The 19,350-nt window shown below is 73.8% G+C and carries 16 protein-coding genes; 5 read left to right on the plus strand and 11 right to left on the minus strand.

Annotated elements, in window-relative coordinates; all coding sequences use genetic code 11:
• Positions 1-55 precede the first annotated feature (55 nt).
• The 7 genes from ACIO5E_RS22960 to ACIO5E_RS22990 form a co-directional block, all read right to left on the minus strand.
• Positions 56-904 carry an ABC transporter ATP-binding protein gene (locus ACIO5E_RS22960; RefSeq protein ID WP_400670750.1) on the minus strand — a complete coding sequence of 283 codons (849 nt, stop codon included), beginning with the start codon at positions 902-904 and terminating at the stop codon, positions 56-58.
• Entirely contained in the window at positions 897-1,874 is a 978-nt protein-coding gene (locus ACIO5E_RS22965; RefSeq protein ID WP_400670752.1) for an ABC transporter ATP-binding protein, read from the minus strand. The genes ACIO5E_RS22960 and ACIO5E_RS22965 overlap by 8 nt, the downstream gene beginning before the upstream one ends.
• The gene (locus ACIO5E_RS22970; protein WP_400670754.1) at positions 1,871-2,725 is read right to left on the minus strand and encodes an ABC transporter permease; all 855 of its coding nucleotides are present in this window, start codon (positions 2,723-2,725) and stop codon (positions 1,871-1,873) included. Before ACIO5E_RS22970 ends, ACIO5E_RS22965 begins: the two co-directional genes overlap by 4 nt.
• Entirely contained in the window at positions 2,722-3,681 is a 960-nt protein-coding gene (locus tag ACIO5E_RS22975) for an ABC transporter permease (protein ID WP_280683206.1), read from the minus strand. Before ACIO5E_RS22975 ends, ACIO5E_RS22970 begins: the two co-directional genes overlap by 4 nt.
• A complete protein-coding gene (locus tag ACIO5E_RS22980) occupies positions 3,678-5,339 on the minus strand; it encodes an ABC transporter substrate-binding protein (protein ID WP_400670758.1) in 1,662 nt (553 codons plus the stop codon). The genes ACIO5E_RS22975 and ACIO5E_RS22980 overlap by 4 nt, the downstream gene beginning before the upstream one ends.
• A 29-nt stretch (positions 5,340-5,368) precedes the next feature.
• Positions 5,369-6,388 (minus strand): agmatine/peptidylarginine deiminase, encoded by a 1,020-nt coding sequence (locus ACIO5E_RS22985; RefSeq protein WP_400670760.1) that lies wholly within the window; start codon positions 6,386-6,388, stop codon positions 5,369-5,371.
• Between the two features lie 128 nt (positions 6,389-6,516).
• A complete protein-coding gene (locus tag ACIO5E_RS22990; RefSeq protein ID WP_400670763.1) occupies positions 6,517-7,704 on the minus strand; it encodes an agmatine deiminase family protein in 1,188 nt (395 codons plus the stop codon).
• Between the two features lie 257 nt (positions 7,705-7,961).
• On the opposite strand from ACIO5E_RS22990, the gene ACIO5E_RS22995 reads away from it, so the two are divergent.
• Complete coding sequence (locus ACIO5E_RS22995) at positions 7,962-8,558, plus strand: TetR/AcrR family transcriptional regulator (protein ID WP_400670766.1); 597 nt, start codon at positions 7,962-7,964, stop codon at positions 8,556-8,558.
• Positions 8,559-8,737: 179 nt separating this feature from the next.
• Here ACIO5E_RS22995 and ACIO5E_RS23000 read toward each other — a convergent pair whose 3' ends face one another.
• The 3 genes from ACIO5E_RS23000 to ACIO5E_RS23010 all read right to left on the minus strand — a co-directional run bounded on the left by ACIO5E_RS23000 (position 8,738) and on the right by ACIO5E_RS23010 (position 12,076).
• A complete protein-coding gene (locus ACIO5E_RS23000) occupies positions 8,738-9,928 on the minus strand; it encodes an agmatine/peptidylarginine deiminase (RefSeq protein ID WP_400671048.1) in 1,191 nt (396 codons plus the stop codon).
• A gap of 191 nt (positions 9,929-10,119) precedes the next feature.
• Positions 10,120-11,253 carry an agmatine/peptidylarginine deiminase gene (locus tag ACIO5E_RS23005; protein WP_400670768.1) on the minus strand — a complete coding sequence of 378 codons (1,134 nt, stop codon included), beginning with the start codon at positions 11,251-11,253 and terminating at the stop codon, positions 10,120-10,122.
• 268 nt (positions 11,254-11,521) lie between these two features.
• Positions 11,522-12,076 (minus strand): TetR/AcrR family transcriptional regulator, encoded by a 555-nt coding sequence (locus ACIO5E_RS23010; protein ID WP_400671050.1) that lies wholly within the window; start codon positions 12,074-12,076, stop codon positions 11,522-11,524.
• A gap of 191 nt (positions 12,077-12,267) precedes the next feature.
• Between ACIO5E_RS23010 and ACIO5E_RS23015 the strand changes: the two genes are divergently transcribed.
• Positions 12,268-13,896 carry a serine/threonine-protein kinase gene (locus tag ACIO5E_RS23015; RefSeq protein WP_400670771.1) on the plus strand — a complete coding sequence of 543 codons (1,629 nt, stop codon included), beginning with the start codon at positions 12,268-12,270 and terminating at the stop codon, positions 13,894-13,896.
• 107 nt (positions 13,897-14,003) lie between these two features.
• On the opposite strand, the gene ACIO5E_RS23020 is transcribed toward ACIO5E_RS23015, so the two are convergent.
• Entirely contained in the window at positions 14,004-14,870 is an 867-nt protein-coding gene (locus ACIO5E_RS23020) for a universal stress protein (protein WP_400670774.1), read from the minus strand.
• A gap of 682 nt (positions 14,871-15,552) precedes the next feature.
• On the opposite strand from ACIO5E_RS23020, the gene ACIO5E_RS23025 reads away from it, so the two are divergent.
• The 3 genes from ACIO5E_RS23025 (at position 15,553) to ACIO5E_RS23035 (ending at position 19,314) form a co-directional block, all read left to right on the plus strand.
• The gene (locus tag ACIO5E_RS23025; protein WP_400671052.1) at positions 15,553-17,250 is read left to right on the plus strand and encodes a GAF domain-containing protein; all 1,698 of its coding nucleotides are present in this window, start codon (positions 15,553-15,555) and stop codon (positions 17,248-17,250) included.
• A 281-nt stretch (positions 17,251-17,531) separates the two neighbouring features.
• The gene (locus ACIO5E_RS23030; RefSeq protein WP_400670776.1) at positions 17,532-19,085 is read left to right on the plus strand and encodes an amino acid adenylation domain-containing protein; all 1,554 of its coding nucleotides are present in this window, start codon (positions 17,532-17,534) and stop codon (positions 19,083-19,085) included.
• On the plus strand, positions 19,075-19,314 hold the full coding sequence (locus ACIO5E_RS23035; protein WP_400670779.1) for an acyl carrier protein: 240 nt from the start codon (positions 19,075-19,077) through the stop codon (positions 19,312-19,314). The genes ACIO5E_RS23030 and ACIO5E_RS23035 overlap by 11 nt, the downstream gene beginning before the upstream one ends.
• Positions 19,315-19,350: the final 36 nt, after the last annotated feature.

Consider the following 19,350-nt stretch of genomic DNA (forward strand, 5'->3'; position numbering starts at 1 on the left):
CGGGCCGCCGCCGTGGGGGCGTCGACGACCCGGACCCGGGTCAGGGGCCGCCGCGTTACAGCGCCCGGCGGGCGGCCGCGATGGACCGCGGGTCCCAGCCCGGTCGGGGCACGGAGTCCAGCAGCAGCCTGGTGTAGTCGTGCTGCGGGTGGGCGAGGACCTCGGCGGTGGGCCCGGACTCGACGATCCGGCCGTGCCGCATCACCACGACGTCGTCGGTGACGCACCGGACGACGCCGAGGTCGTGGGTGATGAACAGGTAGCCGATGCCGGTCCGGGCGCGGATGTCGGCCAGCAGGTTGAGGATCTGCGCCTGCACGGAGACGTCGAGGGCGGCCACCGCCTCGTCGAGGACGAGCACGGCCGGTTCGACCGCCAGCGCGCGGGCGATGGCGACGCGCTGGCGCTGGCCGCCGGACAGCTGCCGGGGCAGTGCGTCGGCCTCACGCTCGCCGAGACCGACCTGGTCGAGGAGTTCGGCGATCCGCCGCGGGTGGTCCGCGTCGGGGAAGTGCAGCCGAAGGGTCTCGCGCAGCGCGGCGCCGACGGTGGTGCGCGGGTCCAGGGACAGGTACGGGTCCTGGAAGACCAGTTGGACCTCCCGGGCCCGGGCGAGCCGGTGGGCCCGGCCGCGCCGGTGCTCGGTGCGGTCCCGGCGGTGGACCAGGACCTGCCCGGCGTCCGCCCGTTCCAGCCCGACCACGATCCGGGCGGTGGTGGTCTTCCCGGAGCCGGACTCGCCGACGATGCCCAGCGACCCGCCCTCGGCCAGGGTGAAGGAGACGTCGTCCACCGCCCGCACCCCGCCGAACGCGCGGTGCAGGCCGACGACCTCCAGCACGGTCCTGCGCACCGCGGGCGCTCCCTTCGGATCGACGGTGTCCTCCCGGTTCAGGTCAGGCATCGGCGTTCCCCTCCCCCGTCCGGTCGCTGTGGTGGCAGGCGGTGTGGCGGCCCGGCTCGGCCTCGATCGGCAGCAGGGCGGGCGCCCGTTCGGTGCACAGTTCGGTGGCGATCGGGCAGCGCGGCGCGAACGGGCACCCCGTCAGCTCCTCGCGCAGGCCGGGCGGCCGGCCCTCGATGGCGGCCAGCCGGCCCTGCGGGGCGTCCAGGCGCGGGGTCGAGGCGAGCAGTGCCGCCGTGTACGGGTGGCGCGGCCGGTCGAACAGGTCCTCGGCGGAGCCGGTCTCGACGATCCGGCCCGCGTACATCACGGACACCCGGTCGCCGATGGCGGCGGCGAGGCCCAGGTCGTGGGTGACGAACAGCAGACCGGTGCCGAAGCGCTCCTGGAGGTCGCCCAGCAGCGCGACCACCTCGGCCTGGGTGGTGACGTCCAGGGCGGTGGTGGGCTCGTCGGCGAGGATCAGCGCCGGGTCGCCCATCAGGGCGGCCGCGATCATCACGCGTTGCAGCATGCCGCCGGACACCTGCCCCGGGTACCGGTCCAGGACGGCGGCGGGCAGCCCCACCGCGTCCAGCATCTCGGCGGCCCGCTCGGCGGCCGCCGCGGCGGCGAGCCGGCCGTTGAGGCGCACGCTCTCGGTGAGGAAGTCGCCGAGGCGGCGCAGCGGGTTGATGGCGGCGCGGGGGTCCTGGAAGACCATCGCGGCGGTGCCGGTGCGCAGGTCGCGCAGCCGCTCGGGCGTCATGGTGAGGACGTCCTCGCCGTTGACCCGTACGGTGCCCTCGGTGGTCGCGCCGTCGGGAAGCAGCCCGAGGACGCTGCGGGAGGTGAGGCTCTTGCCCGAACCGGACTCCCCGACCAGGGCGACCGTCTCCCCGGCCCGGACGGTGAGGTCGACGCCGTCGAGGACGGGCCGGGCGGTGTCCGGCAGGCGCAGGCGGTAGGCCTGGATGTCGAGGGTGTTCATCGGTCCCTCCTGGCGACCTGGTCGGCCCAGCGTTCGCCGACGACGTTGAAGGCGACGACGGTCAGCACGATCGCCAGGCAGGGCAGGATCGCGGACAGCGGGTAGCCGTGCTGGACGGCGGACTGGCCGTCGAAGACCATGCGGCCCCAGTCGGGGGTCAGGGCGGGGACGCCGAGCCCGAGGAAGGAGAGGCCGGCCAGGTCGATCAGGGCGTAGCCGAAGTTGACCGTCGCCTGGGCGAGGACCACCGGGGCGATGCCGGGGATGACGTGGCGCAGGCAGATCTGCAGGCCGGAGTGGCCCTGCACCTGGTAGGCCTCGACGTGGGGACGGGAGCGTTCGGCGAGGACGAGGGAGCGGGTGAGGCGGCTGACGTAGGGCAGGTAGGCGATCGCGAGGGCGACGACGGGGGCGATCAGGCCCTCGCCGTACACGGAGACGATCAGGATGGCCAGCAGCAGACCGGGGAAGGCGAAGACCAGTTCGGTGCCGCGGGAGAGGACGGAGTCCAGCCAGCCGCCCCGCCAGGCGGCGGTGACGCCGACGGCGATGCCGGCCAGCGTGGAGAAGACGACCACGCCGAGTGGTCCGAGCAGGGAAGTGCGGGCCCCGGCCACCAGCCGGGCCAGGGTGTCGCGGCCGGAGGCGTCGACGCCGAGCGGGTGGTCTCCGGACGGGCCGGCGAGGGCGTTGCCCAGGTCGACGGCGTTCGGGTCGTGGGGCGCGAGCCAGGGTGCGAGCAGCGCGGCGAGGACGACCAGGGCGACGAAGCCGAGGCAGATCCGGTGCAGCGGGGCGCGGGAGGTGCGCAGCCGGGCGAGGCCGGGCCGGCGCAGGAGGGTGGCGCTCATCCGGCGGCCCTCCCGGCTCCGAGCGTGACCCGGGGGTCGACCAGGGGGTGGAGCAGGTCGACGACCAGGTTCACGGCCATGAACAGGCCGACCAGGATCAGGGAGATGGCCTGCACGGTGGGGAAGTCCTTGGTGGTGGTGGACAGTTCGAGGAGCTGCCCGACGCCGCCGACGCTGAACGCGGTCTCCACCAGGACGGTGCACACCAGCAGGGTGGAGACGATCAGTCCGCCGGTGGTCAGTACGGTGCCCAGGGCGTTGCGGAAGACGTGACGGCGGATCACCTGGTGCCCGGTGACGCCGCGGCTGCGGGCGACGGTGACGTGCTCCTGCCCGAGGACCTCGACCATCGCGGCGCGGGTGACCCGGGCGAGCATGCCGATCAGGTAGAGGGCGAGGGCCAGCGCGGGCAGCACGAGGTGCCAGAGCATCGACCCGAGGCCGTCCCCGGTGCCGCCGGTCGGGAACCAGCCCAGCTTCACCGCGAACAGCCCCTGCAGCAGGACGGCCGCGACGAAGGACGGGGTGCCGAGCGCGACGGTGGTGCCGATCAGGATGGTGGAGTCGGCGGCGCCGCCCCGGACGGCGCCGATCCAGCCGAGCAGCAGGCCGAGGGCGACGACGAGGACGAGCGCCATCGCGACCAGCAGCAGCGTGGCGGGCAGGCGGTCGGCGAGCAGCCGGGAGACGTCCGTGCGGTAGGTGATCGAGCGGCCGAAGTCGCCGTGCAGGATCTGCCCCGCCCAGCGCAGGTACTGCACGATGAACGGGTCGTTCAGGTGGTACTGGGCGTTCACCGCCTGCAACGCCTCCGGGGTGGCCGAGCGGCCGGCGAGCAGGAAGCTCGCCGGACTGCCCGGGGCGAGGTACATCGCGCCGAAGATCACCAGCGAGGCGCCGGCCAGGGTGGCCGCCATCTCCAGGAGTCGACGGACGATGAATCTGAGGAAGCTCACCGGGCCGCCCCCACGTCGGCCGCCCACGGGTAGTAGAGGTAGGAGATGGTGGTGGGGGCGCCGGTGATCCGCTTGTTCAGGAACACCGTGGTGGGCCATTCGGCGACGGGGATCCAGAGCAGCTGCTCGGAGGCCGTCTTCTGGAGCTGGGCCTCCAGGGTGAACCGCTCGGTGCTGTCGGTGGCGGCGGTGGCCCGCTTGACCAGGTCGTCGTAGGCCGGGTCGCTGTACGAGGCGAAGTTCTGGTAGGCGCCGGTCCTGAAGTTGGCCAGGAGGTCCAGCGGGTCGGTGATGGAGTCGTAGTACGTCTCCGGGAAGAGGTCGATGCCCTCGCGTGCCTTGGGGTCGGTGAACAGGGCGGTGAAGGCGTTGGGGGCGATGGTCTTCAGCTGGACGTCCAGGCCGATCTTCGCGCCCGCCGCCTGCACGGCGGTGGCCAGCAGCGCGACGTCCTGGCCGATCGGGCTGGTGGCGACGGTGACGGTCTTCCCGGTGGCGCCCGCCTCCTTGATCAGCGCCTTGGCCTGGTCGAGGTCCGGGGCGGTGGGGGTGAGCCCCTCGAACGCCTCGGTGCGGACGTGCTCGGGAGCGGCCGCCCAGGCGGCGCGGGTGGTGAGCGAGCCGGTGGCGCTGCCGGCCCCGCCGAGGCCGGTCCGGACGAAGCCGGAGCGGTCCAGGGCGAGCGAGAGCGCCTTGCGGACCCGGACGTCGCCGAGCACGCCCTTCATGGTGGTGACGTTGACGTTGACCGTGCTGAGGCCCTCGCCGAAGTAGAGCGAGCCGTTGCCGGCCGAGCGCAGCCGGTCGTAGCTCTCGGTCGGGATGAGGTAGCCGCCGTCGGCCTCGCCGGTGAGCATGGCGTTGACCCGGGCCGAGGGGTCGGTGAGGAAGCGGAACACGGCCTTGGCCGACTTGGCCTTGGGGCCCCAGTAGTCGTCGAAACGCTGGAGCTCGACCGACTGGCCCTTGTTCCAGGTGCCGAGCCGGAACGGCCCGGTGCAGTCCAGGCTGCCGCTGGTGCCGTAGTCCTTCCCCGCCGCCTCGATCCCGGCCTTCGACGCGACGACCCCGGCCGCGGTGGCCATGTACTGGTTGAACTGCGAGTCGGGCTGGGTGAGTTTGACGGTGACCTGGAGCGGGCCGGTCTTGGTGATGCTGGCGACGTTCTGGAACTGCTGGGCCCAGGCCGCGGCGTTGTCCGGGTTGGTCTGGCGGCCGAGGCTGTAGACCACGTCGTCGGCGGTCAGCACGCCTCCGTCGTGGAAGTGGACGTCGGGGCGCAGGTCGTAGACCCAGGTCGTCGGGTCGGGGCTGCTGGCCTTCTCCGCCAGGCCCGGGGCGAGGGTGAGCTGAGGCGTCCACCGCATCAGGCTCTCGCAGACGTTGGAGAGGATGGTGTTCTGCGGGTAGTCGAACGCCGAGATGTAGTCCAGGGTCGGCGGCTCGGCGTAGACGGCCCAGGTGAAGGAGTCCAGACCGCCCTTGGCGGGCGGGGTGTCGGCGGAGAGCTTGTACGACACGCCGGATCCGCCGTCCTTCGGCGGCCCGGCACAGCCGGTGGCCAGGGAGAGGGCGAGGACGGCGACGGCGGCGGCCGGGGCCACGAAGCGGCGGCGGCGCGGGATGCGGGTTCCGGCTCCGGCCTGAGAGGTGCTCATGAGGGTTCTCTTCCGTGGGGGAGGTGCGGTCAGAGGCCGGGCCGTGCGGCGGGCACCTGCTGGGTGATGCAGTGGACGCCGCCGCCGCCGTAGGCGATGACGCGGGAGCGCACCCCGACGACCTTGCGGCCGGGCAGCGCCTCGGCGAGCACCGCGAGGGCGCCCTCGTCCTGGGGCACGCCGGCCGTCGGCACGACGACGCCGCCGTTGGCGATGTAGAAGTTGAGGTAGCCGACCTCGGTCTCCTTGCCGTCGACGTCGACGAAGGCGCTCTGCGGCAGGTCGATGATCTCCAGCGTGCGGCCCTTGGCGTCGACGGCCGCCGCCAGGACGGCCCGGTTCTCGCGCATCCGCTCGTAGTCGGGGTGCGCCGGGTCGTCCGGGAGCTGGACGACGACCTTGCCGGGGGCCACGAAGGCGCACACGCCGTCGACGTGGCCGTCGGTCTCGGTGTCCAGCAGTCCGCCGTACGGCAGCCAGATCACCGTGGTGACGCCGAGCTTGGCCTTCAGCTCGGCCTCGATCTCCGCCCGGCTCATGCCCGGGTTGCGGTTGGGGTGGAGCAGGCACTGCTCGGTGGTGATCAGGGTGCCCTCGCCGTCGACGGTGACGGCGCCGCCCTCCAGGATCATCCGGGAGTCGATGCGCTCGACGCCCAGGCGCTCCAGCAGGAGGCCCGCGATCCGGTCGTCGGTGTCGTACGGGTGGTGCTTGCCGCCCCAGGCGTTGAAGCGAAAGTCCACACCCGCCCGCCGGCCGTCGGGGTCGAGCACGAGGATCGGGCCGGAGTCGCGGAACCAGGAGTCGTCGAGGGGCAGTTCCACCACCTCGACGCCCTCGCCGCACAGGGCGCGGGCCTCCTCGCCCTGGCCGGGGCGGGCGACCATCGTCACCGGCTCGAACGCGGAGATCGCCCGGGCGACCCCGGCGTACTCCCGCTTGACCTCCTCGTAGGTCTCGCCCCAGAGCTCGGCCCGGGTGGGCCAGGCCATCAGGCAGCCCTCGTGGTGGGCCCACTCGGCGGGCATGCGGAAACCAGCGGTACTCACGATGGAACTCTTCTCTGCTCGGACGTTCGGTCGGTGCGGAAGGGCCCCCGCCCGGGCGCACGGGGCGCCTTCGGGCGGGTGGTTCGGGCCTGAGCGGCTCAGGGGGTGGGGCTCGGCGGACGGGACGGTCAGCGGACGGCGGGCACGGCCGGCTGGGACTGCGTGGCGCAGTGGATGCCACCACCGCCGGAGGCGATGGCGTCGATGTCGACCTGGACGACGGTGCGGTCCGGGTACGCGGCCTGGAGGACGGCGTAGGCGACGCCGTCCGCGTAGCCGTCGCCGAACTGCGGGACGATGACGGCGCCGTTGACGGTGTAGTAGTTGACGTAGCTGGACAGGAAGTCCTTGCCGCGGCCCCGGATCACGCTGCGGTCCGGCCCGGGGAGTTCGGTGATCCGCAGGCGTCTGCCCTGGGCATCGGTGGCACCCTGCAGCACCTGCTTGGTCGCGTTGTAGACGGCGACCCACTGGGCGTCGACGCCGGGGCCGGGCTGGTCCAGGATGACCTGGCCGGGGGCGGTGAAGCGGGCCAGGCAGTCGATGTGGCAGTCGGTGATGTCCTGGCCGGCCAGGCCCGGGACCCAGATGACCTGGTCGATCCCCAGCGACGACTTCAGCGCCTGTTCCACCTGGGCCTGGGACCGGCCGGGGTTGCGGTTGGGGTTGACCAGCGAGCTGACGGTGGCCAGCAGGGTGCCCTGGCCGTCGGTCTCCAGCGCGCCGCCCTCACCGACGAACGGGGCCTGGATCCGGTCGACGCCGTAGTCGGCGAGGAGCGTCGCGGCGGCTGCGGCGTCGTCGGCGAACGGCTGGTAGTACGGCGTGCCGGTCTTGCCCCAGCCGTTGAAGTTGGTGTCGACGCCGGCGATCGCGCCGGGCCCGACCACGAAGGTCGGCCCGAAGTCGCGGATCCACAGGTCGTCGACGGCGATCTCCAGCACCTCGATGGCGTAGTAGGCGCCGGAGCCGCAGGCGTAGCGTGCGTCGGCGGCCTGCCCGGGGCGGGCGAGGAGCACCACCGGCTCGAAGCGTGAGATCTCGTAGGCCAGGTTGGCGATGTTCCGGCGGACGCCGGGCAGTTGGTCCTGCCAGACCGAGCTCAGGGCCGGCCAGGCCATGAAGGTGCGGGTGTGCCGGTCGGTCTCCACCGGCATCCGCAGCCCGCCGCCGGCCGGCGGGGTGGCGGCGTTCGCGCTCGCGGTGAGGTCGTCGGCGTACGCGCTCGTGGGGAGGGCGGTGCCGAGGGCCGCCAACGGCAGGGCGGCCGCGCCGAACTTGAGCAAGCTGCGGCGCGAGGACGTGGGGGTGTTCATGGGGCTCCCTGGAGGGATCGGGAGGTGGGGGTGAGCACATCCTGGACCGAACTGAAAGTTCAGTCAATATTTCGGTGCGAGATACCCGTCGCCGGATCCAGCACGGCCCGCACAGCCCGCGCCGTGCGCGGACGTACCGAATCCCGGTCGCCGCCGAACCCCGGGCGGAGCAGCGGAAACGGCGGGAGGGGACGATCCTGAAGATGTGATCAGCATGTGGCCCGTCGACCGGGTCCGTGCGGGTAGAGTGAACGCCCGTGTCAGACCGTCGAACAGAGATCGTCAGAGCCGCCACCCGCGTCATCGCGCGACGCGGCGTCCGCGGGCTGCGGGTGGGGGAACTGGCGGCCGAGGCCGGAGTGTCGACCTCGCTGATCTACTACCACTTCACCGACCGCGCCGGAATCCTCCGCGAGACCCTGGAGTTCATCGGCGAGCGGGCCGACCGCTACACCGCCGAGCCGGACCGGGAGAACCCCGGGAACGACCCCAGGACGGAACTGGAGCAGGCCCTCCTGCTGGAGCTCCAGGACGCCGCCGAGGTGCGCGAGAACAGCACCGCCTGGGGCGAGTTGAGGGCGAGCGCGGTGTTCGAGTCCAGCCTGCGCGACGACCTCGCCCGGGCCACCCACAGCTGGGTGCACGAGATCGCCGGGTTGCTCGGCCGCACGCACCCGGCCGGCACCGCGCCCGCCCACGCCGCGTCCGCGGAGCGCCTCACCGCCCTCCTGGAGGGCCTCAGCGTCCGGTGGCTGAGCGGCTCACTGTCGCTCGACCAGGCCCGCAGGCTGCTCGGCGAGGCGATCGACGCGGAGCTGGCGTACGCCCGGGCCGGGCACGGCAGGAGTGACTGATATTTCAGGAGCCGAGGGCCGCGCCCACCACGACGCCGAAGCCCCCGAGCCTGCGGCTCGGGGGCGGGGGCGGGGCTGGGGCTGGGACTGTTCGCCGGTGACCGTAGGCGGCGACGCGGTCGAGGGCCGGCCGCGGGTTCACCTCGAAGAAGTGGGACTCCGGCCCGGCCGGGAGCGGGTCAGGACTCCGCCTTGCCGGGCTGGTCGTGGGTCGAGCAGTGGATCCCGCCGCCGCCGGAGGCGATGGTGTCGATCTTCACCGGGACGATGTCGCGGCCGGGGAAGTGGTCGCGCAGGATCTGCTGGGCCCGGTCGTCGGCCTTGGCGTCGCCGAAGCGCGGCAGGAACAGCGACTTGTTGGCGACGTAGAAGTTGATGTACGAGGAGACGAAGGCGTCGCCGCGCCCGGTGATCCGGTCCGGGTCGGGCTGCGGCAGGTCGATCACCTGCAGCGGCTTGCCGTGCGCGTCGGTGGCGCTCTTCAGGACCTCGCGCGCCTGGGTCGAGGACCGCGACCAGACGTCGGCGGGCGCACCCGGGAACGGCTGGTCCAGCAGGACGACCCCGGGCGCCGCGAAACGCACCAGGCAGTCCACGTGCGCATCGGTGATGTCCTGGTCGCGCACGCCGGCGAACCAGATCACCTTGGTCACGCCGAGGGCCTTCTTGAGCTCGGCCTCGATCTCGTCCCGGCTCTTGCCCGGGTTGCGGCGCTGGTTGACCACCGAGCTCTCGGTGACCATCAGCGTCCCCTGGCCGTCGGTCTCGAAGGAGCCGCCCTCGGCGACCACCGGTGTGCGGACCCGCTCGATCCCGTACTTGCCGAGGACGGCGGCGGCCAGCGCCGTGTCGTTGCCGTGCTCCTTCTGCTTGTTGCCCCAGCCGCTGAAGTTGAAGTCGACGCCCTTCACCGTGCCGCCGTCCTCGACGAACACCGGCACGGTGTCCCGGGCCCACAGGTCGTCGACGGGCAGCGGGACGACCTCGACGTCCTTGCCGCAGGCGCTCTGCGCGGCGTCCACCTGCGCGGGCCGGGCGAACATCAGCACCGGTTCGTAGCCCCCGACGGCGCGGGCCAGCCTCGCGATGTCGGCGCGGACGTCCGGGAGTTGATCGCCCCAGATGCCGGTGGACGCGGGCCAGGACATGAAGGTGCGGGCGTGGCTCTCCCACTCCGCGCCGAACCTGCGCCCAGGCGTCGCCCCCGTCGGGCCGGACGCGGCGGAGGTGCCCGGCGCCGGCGGCTGGGACCCACCCGCTGCGGGCGGCGTGGCGGAGCCCGAAGGCAGCGCCTCGTCGCCCTCCTCCGGGGAGGAACAGGCCGCGGCGCCGAGCGTCAGCAGGCCGACGCCGGCCGCGGCGCGCAGCATCGTGCGGCGGGACGGGGTGGAGCGGGGGGCGGACGGCGGGGAGGGGTTGAACACGGAACACTCCGGCTGGATGAGGGTGCAGGACTGCGCGGGTGGGCCCCGGTGTGGTCACGGGGGCGTGACGGTGTGCCTCGGCAGGGGACTGGGGCGGATCCGACGATTCGCGTCCGGCGGGAATCGTCGGACCCGCCCTAGGGAAGCGGTTCCTGCATCGTGGAGCAGTGGATGCCGCCGCCCCCGGCCATCAGGCGGTCGACGTCGAGCTGGACGACCTCGCGCCCGGGGAAGGCCTCCGCGAGGGTGCGCCGGGCGGCCTCGTCCTTGTACACGTCGCCGAACTGAGCGGCGATCACGCCGCCGTTGACCACGTGGAAGTTGAGGTACGAGTCGACGAACTTCGCATCCCGCGAGCGGACGGTGTCGGGGCCGTCCACGCGGATCACCTGGAGCCGTCGCCCCCTGGCGTCGGTGGCCCGGGAGAGGATGTCGAACTGCTCGCGGGCGTCCCGGGCCCAGACGTCGTGGCGGTCCGCCGGGGGCAGCTGCACCAGGACGACGCCGGGCCGGACGAACCGGGAGGTGACGTCGATGTGGTTGTCGGTGATGTCCTTGCCCTTGATCCCGGGGACCCAGATCATCTTGTCCGCGCCGTACGCGTCGAGGACGGCCTCCTCGATCTCGTCCCGGCTCATGCCCCGGTTGCGGTTCTTGTTGACCAGGCTGCTCTCGGTGGCCATCACCGTGCCGTCGCCGTCGGTCTCGATCGAGCCGCCCTCGCCGACGAACTCCGCGTAGGAGAAGGGGAGTCGGAGCAGCCCGGCGATGCCGCGCGCGACCTCGGCGTCGTCGCGGTGGGTCTGCTTGTTGCCCCAGCCGTTGAAGTTGAGGCCGACCGCGTCGAGCCGTCCGTAGCCGTCGCGCCGGAACACCGGGGCGATGTCCCGCATCCACAGGTCGTCGGTGGGGACGGAGTCGGTCACCGTGACGTTCGGGCCGCACAGGGGCTGCGCCTCCCGGACGCTGTAGTCGTCCGGGGCGCACATCACGACCGGCTCGAAGCGGGCGATCGTCGCCGCGATCAGCGCGATGTCCTGCTGGACGCCCGCCAGCTGCCGGCCCCAGACGGACCTGCGGGACGGCCACGACATCCAGGTACGGGCGTGCGGGACGTCGTCGCGGTCCACCCACCACTGCGGGAGCCCCGCCTCGCCGTCCCCCGCCCCGTGGGCGGGCGCCCAGCCGCCGTCCGGAACCGCCCCGTGCGGGGGCTGGGCTCCGAAGAGGCGGCCGAACAGGGAGCGGCCATCACCGTGGGTGTCGCTCATGCTGATCTCCAGAATCAAGTATTGCCCACCGGCCGAGCGGTGGCCTTGCCACGGGGGCCGGGCGGTGATCGCCCGGCGCCACACCTTCACTCTTGCATTGACTGAATTTTCAGTCAAGAAGCGAGGCGGGGATCGGCCCATCAGGGATATCGCCACACCCTCGCGGGGCACCGACAGGGGCCACAGCGGGCACGAGAAGGCCCCGGACCGCCTGAGCCCGGGGCCGAATCCGACCGGCGCCGGCCGCCCGGCCCGGTCGCTCAGCTGCTCAGCTGCTCAGCCACTCCAGCTCGCCGTCGATCGCGCCCGCCATCAACTCACGTGCGTGCTTCACCGGCAGGCTGCCGCTGAGCCAGCGGACGCTCAGCCCCTCCAGCAGCGCGGTCAGCCGCTCGGCGGAGGCGGCCAGGGCGGCGGCCCCGCTCATCGGCCGCACCTTGCCGAGCAGGTCGGCGACCTCCTGCACCCAGACCAGCGTCGCCCGGGCCAGGTCCTCGCGCAGCTCGGGGTCGAACACCGCACTCGCCCGCAACTCGCCCCAGGCCGTGCTGTTCTCCCGCACCTCGGGGGTGTCCTGGAACTCCAACAGCAGCGTCTGCTCCAGCTCGCCCCTGGCGTCCAGGGGCGGCGCGTCCGCCGCACGCTCCGTCGTGTACCGCTCGGCGCGGTCGTTGATGAACTCCAGGGTCGAGCGGAGGATCCCCGCGCGGTCCTTGAAGTGGTAGTAGATCAGCGCGGTGGAGACACCCGCCTCCGCCGCCAGTTCCTCCACGCGCAGCCCGCGCACACCGCGCCGGGCGATGACCCGCGCAGCCGCTTCCATGATCAAGGTTCGACGGTCAGCCACAAGAGATCACCCTACCCGGCGGACCGGCCGCCCGGCCGAATCGGGCCGGGCCTGACCGAAACTACAGTCGGGGTATGATCCGTGCGGTTCGGACGTCGGCGCACCCGCGGGCCCTGCCTGGTCGCCACACCCTCCCGTCCCACCCGCCCGACCCGCTGGGAGCCAGCATGACCACAGAGCCCTTCGGCGCCCCGTCGCCCTCGGCCTTCCAGGCACTGGTCCCGGACGACCCCCGCGAGATCGGCGGCTACCGGGTCTGCGCGCGGCTCGGCGCGGGCGGCATGGGCCGCGTCTACCTCGCCTACACCCCCGGCGGGCGCCCGGTCGCGCTCAAGGTGATCCGGCCCGAACTCGCCGAGGACCCCGACTTCCGGCACCGCTTCGCCCAGGAGGTCGCCAGCGCCCGCCGCATCCACGGCCTCTACACCGCCCAGGTGGTCGACGCGGGCACCGACGCAGCCACGCCCTGGCTCGCCACCGCCTTCGTACCCGGCCCGTCCCTCCAGCAGGTCGTCCAGCGGCACGGGCCACTGCCCGAACGGACCGTCCTGCTGCTCCTCGCCGGCATCGCCGAGGCCCTGCAGGCGATCCACGCCGCAGGCGTCGTCCACCGCGACCTCAAGCCCGGCAACGTCCTCGTCGCCGCCGACGGCCCCCGGGTCATCGACTTCGGCATCGCCCGCGCCGCCGACGCCAGCCCGCTCACCGGCACCGGCCTGCGCATCGGCTCGCCCGGCTACATGGCCCCCGAGCAGGCCCTCGGCCTGGCCGCCACCCCGGCCACCGACGTGTTCGCCCTGGGGGCCCTGATCGCCTCCATCGGCTCCGGCACCTCGCCGTTCGGCGACGGGCCCGAGCCCGCCGCCCTCTACCGGGCCGTACACGAGGAACCCGACCTCTCCCGGCTCCCGCACGGACTGCACGAGCTGGTCCGGCTCTGCCTGGCCAAGAACCCGGAGGACCGGCCGGACACCGCCCTGCTGATCGAGGCCGCCCGCAACCACCCCGCCACCGGCGGCGAACTCCGCTTCGCCGACGGCTGGCTGCCCCAGCCGGTGAGCAACGAGATCCACCGCCACAGCGACCTGCCGACCACGCCTCCCCCGCGCGCTGCGGCCGACGCCCCGACCGCGCACGTCCTCCCCGCCCCGGCGGCCACCAGACTGGAGCCGGCCCCCGCCCCTGCCGCTCCCGCCGGACGAAGAGCCGCGGCCCCTCCGCGCCGAGGCGCCCGCACCGTGCTGCTGACCACCGTCGCCCTCCTCGTCGGCGCCGCGGCGACCTTCGTCCTTCTCGATCCCGGTTACCTCGACGACCTCGACGACCAGAACGTCGCCACCACCGGCAGCCCGCAGCCGTCCGCCGCCGCGACCGCCGACTCCCCCACCCCCACCACGCCCGCGCAGCCGACCACCGTCCCCGGCTACACCACCGCGTACGCGAACCTCGAACTCACCTCCCCCGACCACCAGTACGAGTTCGACCTCACCACCGGGAAGGTGGCCGCCCAGGACACCGCCACCTGGTACCTGGGCCGCCACTCCGGTGAGTTCTACATCGCCGAGGACAACGAAGCCCACATCGCACCGGCCGACGGGCTCACCCTCCCCGAGTGCCTCCAGGGCATCAAGACCCAACCCGCCGCCACGCTGCCCTTCGCCACCCTGCGCCCCGGCCGCAGCTTCTGCGTCAGCTCCCCGGGCGGCCGGGACGTCGCCGTCGTCCGCGCGCTCACCACCGCCTCGGACGACGGGCCGGTCAGGGTCTCGATCACCGCCTACCACCGGGCCGGCTGACGCACCGACGCCGGTCGGATGGCCGGACGGACGTCGGCGCGTCAGCCGGGTGGGGGCAGCCCGGCGGGCGCGGGCCAGCGGCCTCGCCCGCCGGGCCGTAGGTCACCTCACCCGTGCGGGACGACCGCGACCGGGGCCTGCGCGTGGTGCAGGACGGCGTGCGCGACCCGGCCGAGGCGGGGCCCGAACTCGACCGACCGGTGGCGGCGGCCGACGACCACCAGAGCGGCCCCGGCGGAGGCCTCGACCAGGCCCCGGGCGGCGCCGAGCCGGACGTCCTCGACCACCACGGTGTCCGGGTGCCGCTCGCGCTGCCCGGCCAGGGCGAGCGAGAGCAACTTGGTTTCCAGCGCCTCCAGCTGGGCGATCTCGCCGGCCGGGACGGCGCCGCCCGCGTAGCCGAACACCGGTGGGAGGTCCCAGCCGTGGACGGCCCGCAGCCGGGCGCCGCGCAGGGCGGCCTCCTGGAAGGCGAAGGCGAGCACCTCCTCCTCCGGGGCGTGCGCGTCGACGCCGACCAGCACCTCGGGCCCGCCGTCGCCGGCCCCGCCGACGGCGCCCGGCTCGCGCACCACGACGACCGGCACGGCGCTGCGGGCGGCCGCGGCCATGCCGACCGAGCCGAGCAGCAGGCCGGTGAACCCGCCGAGGCCGCGCGAGCCGAGCACCAGCAGGGCGGCGTCCGCGGCGGCCGAGAGCAGACCGTCCACCGGTGCGTCCAGGACGGCGTCGGTGTGCACCACCAGGCCGGGGTGGCGTTCGCGGATCTCGTCGGCGGCCGCGCCCAGGACCCGCTGCGCGGCGGCGGGCAGATCGTCGGGTTCGGCGAAGGAGGCCACGCCGTCGGTCAGCCAGGGCCAAGCGTGCACCAGGCGCAGCGGCGCGCCCCGGAGCAGTGCCTCCTCGGCGGCCCAGTGGGCGGCGGCGGTGCTCTGCGGCGAGCCGTCGACCCCGACGAGAACGGCCGGCGTCATGCGCCCGCCTCGCTTCGCTCCGCGCGGGCGTTCGCCCACGCGTGCCTCTCGATGATGAGCTCGCTTCGCACGCTCATGACGGTTCCTCCACTGTGTCGGCACTCGGCAGGACGGTGCTGGGACCGGTACGCGCTGACGGCCCGTCCGCTCCACCCCCACCCTGACGGTCCCCGCCCGCCCCGCACCAGAGGCCGCAGGGCCCGCGGGGACGGGACGAAAGGCCCGCCCGACGGAGCCTACGGCCGACCCCGCCGTACCGGGCACCGACACCCGGACCGCCTCGGCCGCTCTCCCGCCCGAGCCGGGACGTCCGCTTCGCCCGGCGGACTTCCGATCCGTGCCGCCGGCAGGCCCTTCGGGCGGCCGCGTCCCGGAACGCTGGACCCCCTCTAGCAGCCACGAGTTGGCGGCACGGGCTCCGGTCGGCACCGGGTCAGACCTCGCAGGGCCACGGGTCGGCCTCCACTGGTCGGCGTGTCCGCGCCCGCGGACCGGGAGCAGCCGCAGTCCCACCCGGCTCGAAGGCCTCGTCATCCTCCGGTCTATCGTGTGAACACGGCAATCCCGCTGGTCGGACGGCACCCGAGGCGGTCCGGCGGACGGTGGGAGGCGTTCAGGGCGACACACGAGGAGGACACCGGTGGGCGGAGCTGACGGCAGCGCGGCGGTCGGCGGCGCGCGGATGCCCCGGCTGCGCCTGGACGAGCTGCTGGAGGAACTCCAGTGGCGGATCGACGCGGCGCGCGGCACCCGGGACCGGGTGCACAGCCTGCTGGAGGCGGTGCTCGCGGTCGGCCGGGAGCTGGACCTCGCCCAGGCCCTGCACCGGATCGTCGAGGCCGCCGCCGACCTGGTGGACGCCCGCTACGCCGCGCTCGGGGTGATCGGCCCGGACGGGCACTCGCTGTCGCAGTTCCTGACCGTCGGACTGTCCGAGGAGGAGCTGGCGGCGATCGGCCCGCCGCCGTGCGGCCAGGGCATCCTCGGCGAGTTGATCCGCGACCCGCAGCCGCTGCGCTGCCCGGTGCTGTCCGAGCACCCGGCCTCGGTGGGCTTCCCGCCGAACCATCCGCCGATGCACACCTTCCTGGGGGTGCCGGTGCGGGTGCACGGCGAGGTGTTCGGCAATCTGTACCTCACCGACAAGCGCGGCGGGATGGACTTCGACGCCGACGACGAGGCGGTGATCTCCACCCTGGCGGTCGCGGCCGGGGTGGCGATCGACAACGCCCGGCTGTACGAGGAGGCGCAGCTGCGCCAGCGCTGGCTGCGGGCCAGCGCGGAGATCACCCGCAGCCTGTTGTCGGGGGCGCCCCGGCTGGAGGTGGTCGAGCTGATCGCCCGCCGGGCGCGGGAGATCGCCGGCGCCGAGCTGGCGGACGTCTCGGTGGCGCTGGCCGGTCCGGAGGAGCGCGCGGACGAGCTGACGGTGGAGGTCGCGCTGGGTGGGGCCCCGGCCGCGCGGCTGGGGGTGACGGTGCCGGTGGACGGCACGCTGTCGGGCGCCGCGTACGCCTCCGGTTCGCCGGTGACCAGCGACGACCTGGCCTGCGACGCCCGCTACCCGGCGGGCCCGGCGGGGCGCTTCGACGGGCTGGGCCCGGCGGTCGCGGTGCCGCTGGGCACCGGGGCGGGGTACGGGCGGGGCGTGCTGCTGCTGGCCCGGGCGGCCGGTCAGCCCGCCTTCGGGCCGGACGAGACGGGGCCGCTGCTGGGCTTCGCGGATCAGGCGGCGCTGGCCCTGGAGCTGGCCGAGCGGCGGCGCGACGCCGATCAGCTGACCCTGCTGGAGGATCGCGACCGGATCGCCCGGGACCTGCACGACCTGGCGATCCAGCGGCTGTTCGCGACCGGGATGACGCTGCAGAGCGCGGGCCGGCTGATCGACAGTCCGGCCGCCGCCGACCGGGTCGCCCGCGCGGTGGGGGACCTGGACGAGACCATCAAGATCATCCGTTCGACGATCTTCGGGCTGCGCGCCCACAGCGAGCCGGACCGGGGGCTGCGGGCCCGGGCCACGCGCGCCGTCGCCGAGGCGCAGGGGACGCTCGGCTTCACGCCCCGGCTGAGCATGGAGGGCCTGCTGGACACCGACGTGCCGCAGGAGTTGGCCGAACACCTGGTGGCCGTCCTCGGCGAGGCGCTCAGCAATGCCGCCCGGCACGCCCGGGCCACCCGGGTGGAGGTGACCCTGCGGGCGCTCGCCGGACGGGTGGCGCTCACCGTGACCGACGACGGGGTGGGCGTGCCCGAGGGCGGGCGGCGCAGCGGGCTGCGCAACCTCGCCGAGCGCGCGGAGCGGGTGGGCGGCGCCTTCACGGTCGCGCCCGCCGAGGGCGGCGGCACCCGGATCGCCTGGGAGGCCCCGCTGGGGTCCTGACGCCACGTCACGAGCCCTGGCCCGGGCCGTCCGTCGCCACGCCCCGTCGGCGGCACGGCCCGCCGTTCACCCGCACCGCCGCGGGCCGTTGCCCGGGCCGCCGTGGCCGCCCTGCGCACCGTCCCTACCCGAACGACCGAACGGCCTTGGGCGGCTTCACACTTCACCCACGCCACCCTCGAAGAACACCCCCAACATCCATTGTCGCCACGCATGTTCGACGGTAGAGTCGCCGTTCGCCGAGCACGGATGAGCATTCGACAGCATCATTTGGGGCGGCCATGTCAATGAATCACGACACCCTCCAGGTCGTTCCCGACCTGATCGACGCGTTCACGGAAATAGCACGCCGAAATCCCCAGCACCCCGCGATCGTCCACCAGGGCCGCACCCTGAACTACGGCCGCCTCGCGGAGCTGGCGAACGCCCTGGCCGGACGCCTGGGGCCGGATCCCGGCGCGGTTGCCGTACCGGCCGTCCACACCGCCGAAACGGTGGTCGCACTTCTCGGCGTGCTGACCGCCGGGGGCGGGTACTGTCCGATCGATCCGGCATTCCCGGCGGCCCGCCGACAGGCCATGGCGGCGGCCTCGAACTGCCGGACGGCGGTAGTCGGGGAAGCTCTCGCGACACCCGAACCCGACTGCCGATTAGTCGAGTTACCCGCGCTCCCGAAATTCCCCGGGGAACCGCCGGGAACCGCCCCGGCGGACCGGACCGGAACCGGCCCGGAACAGCCGGCCTACATTCTCTTCACGTCGGGTTCGACCGGGCAGCCGAAACCCGTCGCCACTCCCCGCCGGGCCGTCGCGGCCACGGCCCACGCACTGCGCGAGCTCTTCGGCCTCACCCCCGAGGACCGGGTGCTCCAGTTCGCCTCGCTCAACTGGGACACCTGCTTCGAGGAGATCCTCCCGGCACTCACCGCCGCCGCCACGCTCGTGCTCGACCCCGATGCGCACTGCGGGTCGTTCCCGCGCTTCCTGCGGATGGTCGGACGCGAGCGGATCACCGTCCTGGACCTGCCGACGGCCTTCTGGCACGAACTCGTCCACCACCTGGTCGACGACCGGGCCCGTCTCCCGTCCTGCGTACGGCTGTTGGTGATCGGCGGCGAGCCCGTCAACCCGGCCCGGCTGGCTGACTGGGCCCGGCTCGGCACCGACCGGATCCGACTGCTGAACACCTACGGCTGCACCGAGACCACCCAGATCACCCACGCCGTCGACCTGGCCGGACCGCTCGCGCCCGGCCGGGGCGGGCCCGGCACCGGCCGCGCGCCGATCGGCCGCGCCCTGCCGCACGTCGTCGAACGCCTCGGCGAGCAGGACGAGTTGATGATCGGCGGGCCCGGCCTCGCGCTCGGCTACCTCGGCCTGCCGGAGGCCACGGCGGCGCGGTTCACCACCATCGACGGCGAGCGGTTCTTCCGCACCGGCGACCGGGTGAGCCGCGATCCGGACGGCCTGCTCACCCACCGGGGCCGCCTGGACGGCGAGTTGAAGGTCCGCGGCATCCGGGTGGACCCGGCGGAGGTCGAGGCGCACCTCACCGGCCACCCCGACGTCACCGCGGCGGCCGTCACCGGCGCCACCCTGGCCGGCCACACCACGCTGGTCGCGTACGTCGTGGCGCGGCGCGACGCCTCGCCGCAGGACCTGGACGGCGCGCTGCTGTCCTACCTGCGGGCCCGGGTGCCCGGCCACCTGGTGCCCGGGCGGATCACCGTCGTCCCCCGGCTCGTGCACACCCCGAGCGGCAAGGTCGACCGGGCCGGCTGTCACCTGCGCTACACGGCCCACGACAGGTCGAAGGAGACCTCCGTTGAGCACTGACCTCACCACCCCCGCCACCCCGCAGGCCCTGGTGGCCGTCTTCCAGCGCGTACTGGAACGCGACGACGTGGCGCCCGACTCCGACTTCTTCGACCTCGGCGGCGACTCGCTGATCGCCACCCGGGTGCTGAGCGCCATCGCCCGCGGCTACCACGTCGAGCTGACCTTCGACGAGTTCCTGCTCGCGCCCACTCCCGCCGCCCTCGCACAGAGAATCACGGCCGCATGAACGGGCCGGGCGAGAGAGCCGGGCAACCGCGCACGG

The sequence above is a fragment of the Kitasatospora sp. NPDC087314 genome, assembly GCF_044744365.1.
Taxonomy (GTDB): Bacteria; Actinomycetota; Actinomycetes; order Streptomycetales; family Streptomycetaceae; genus Kitasatospora.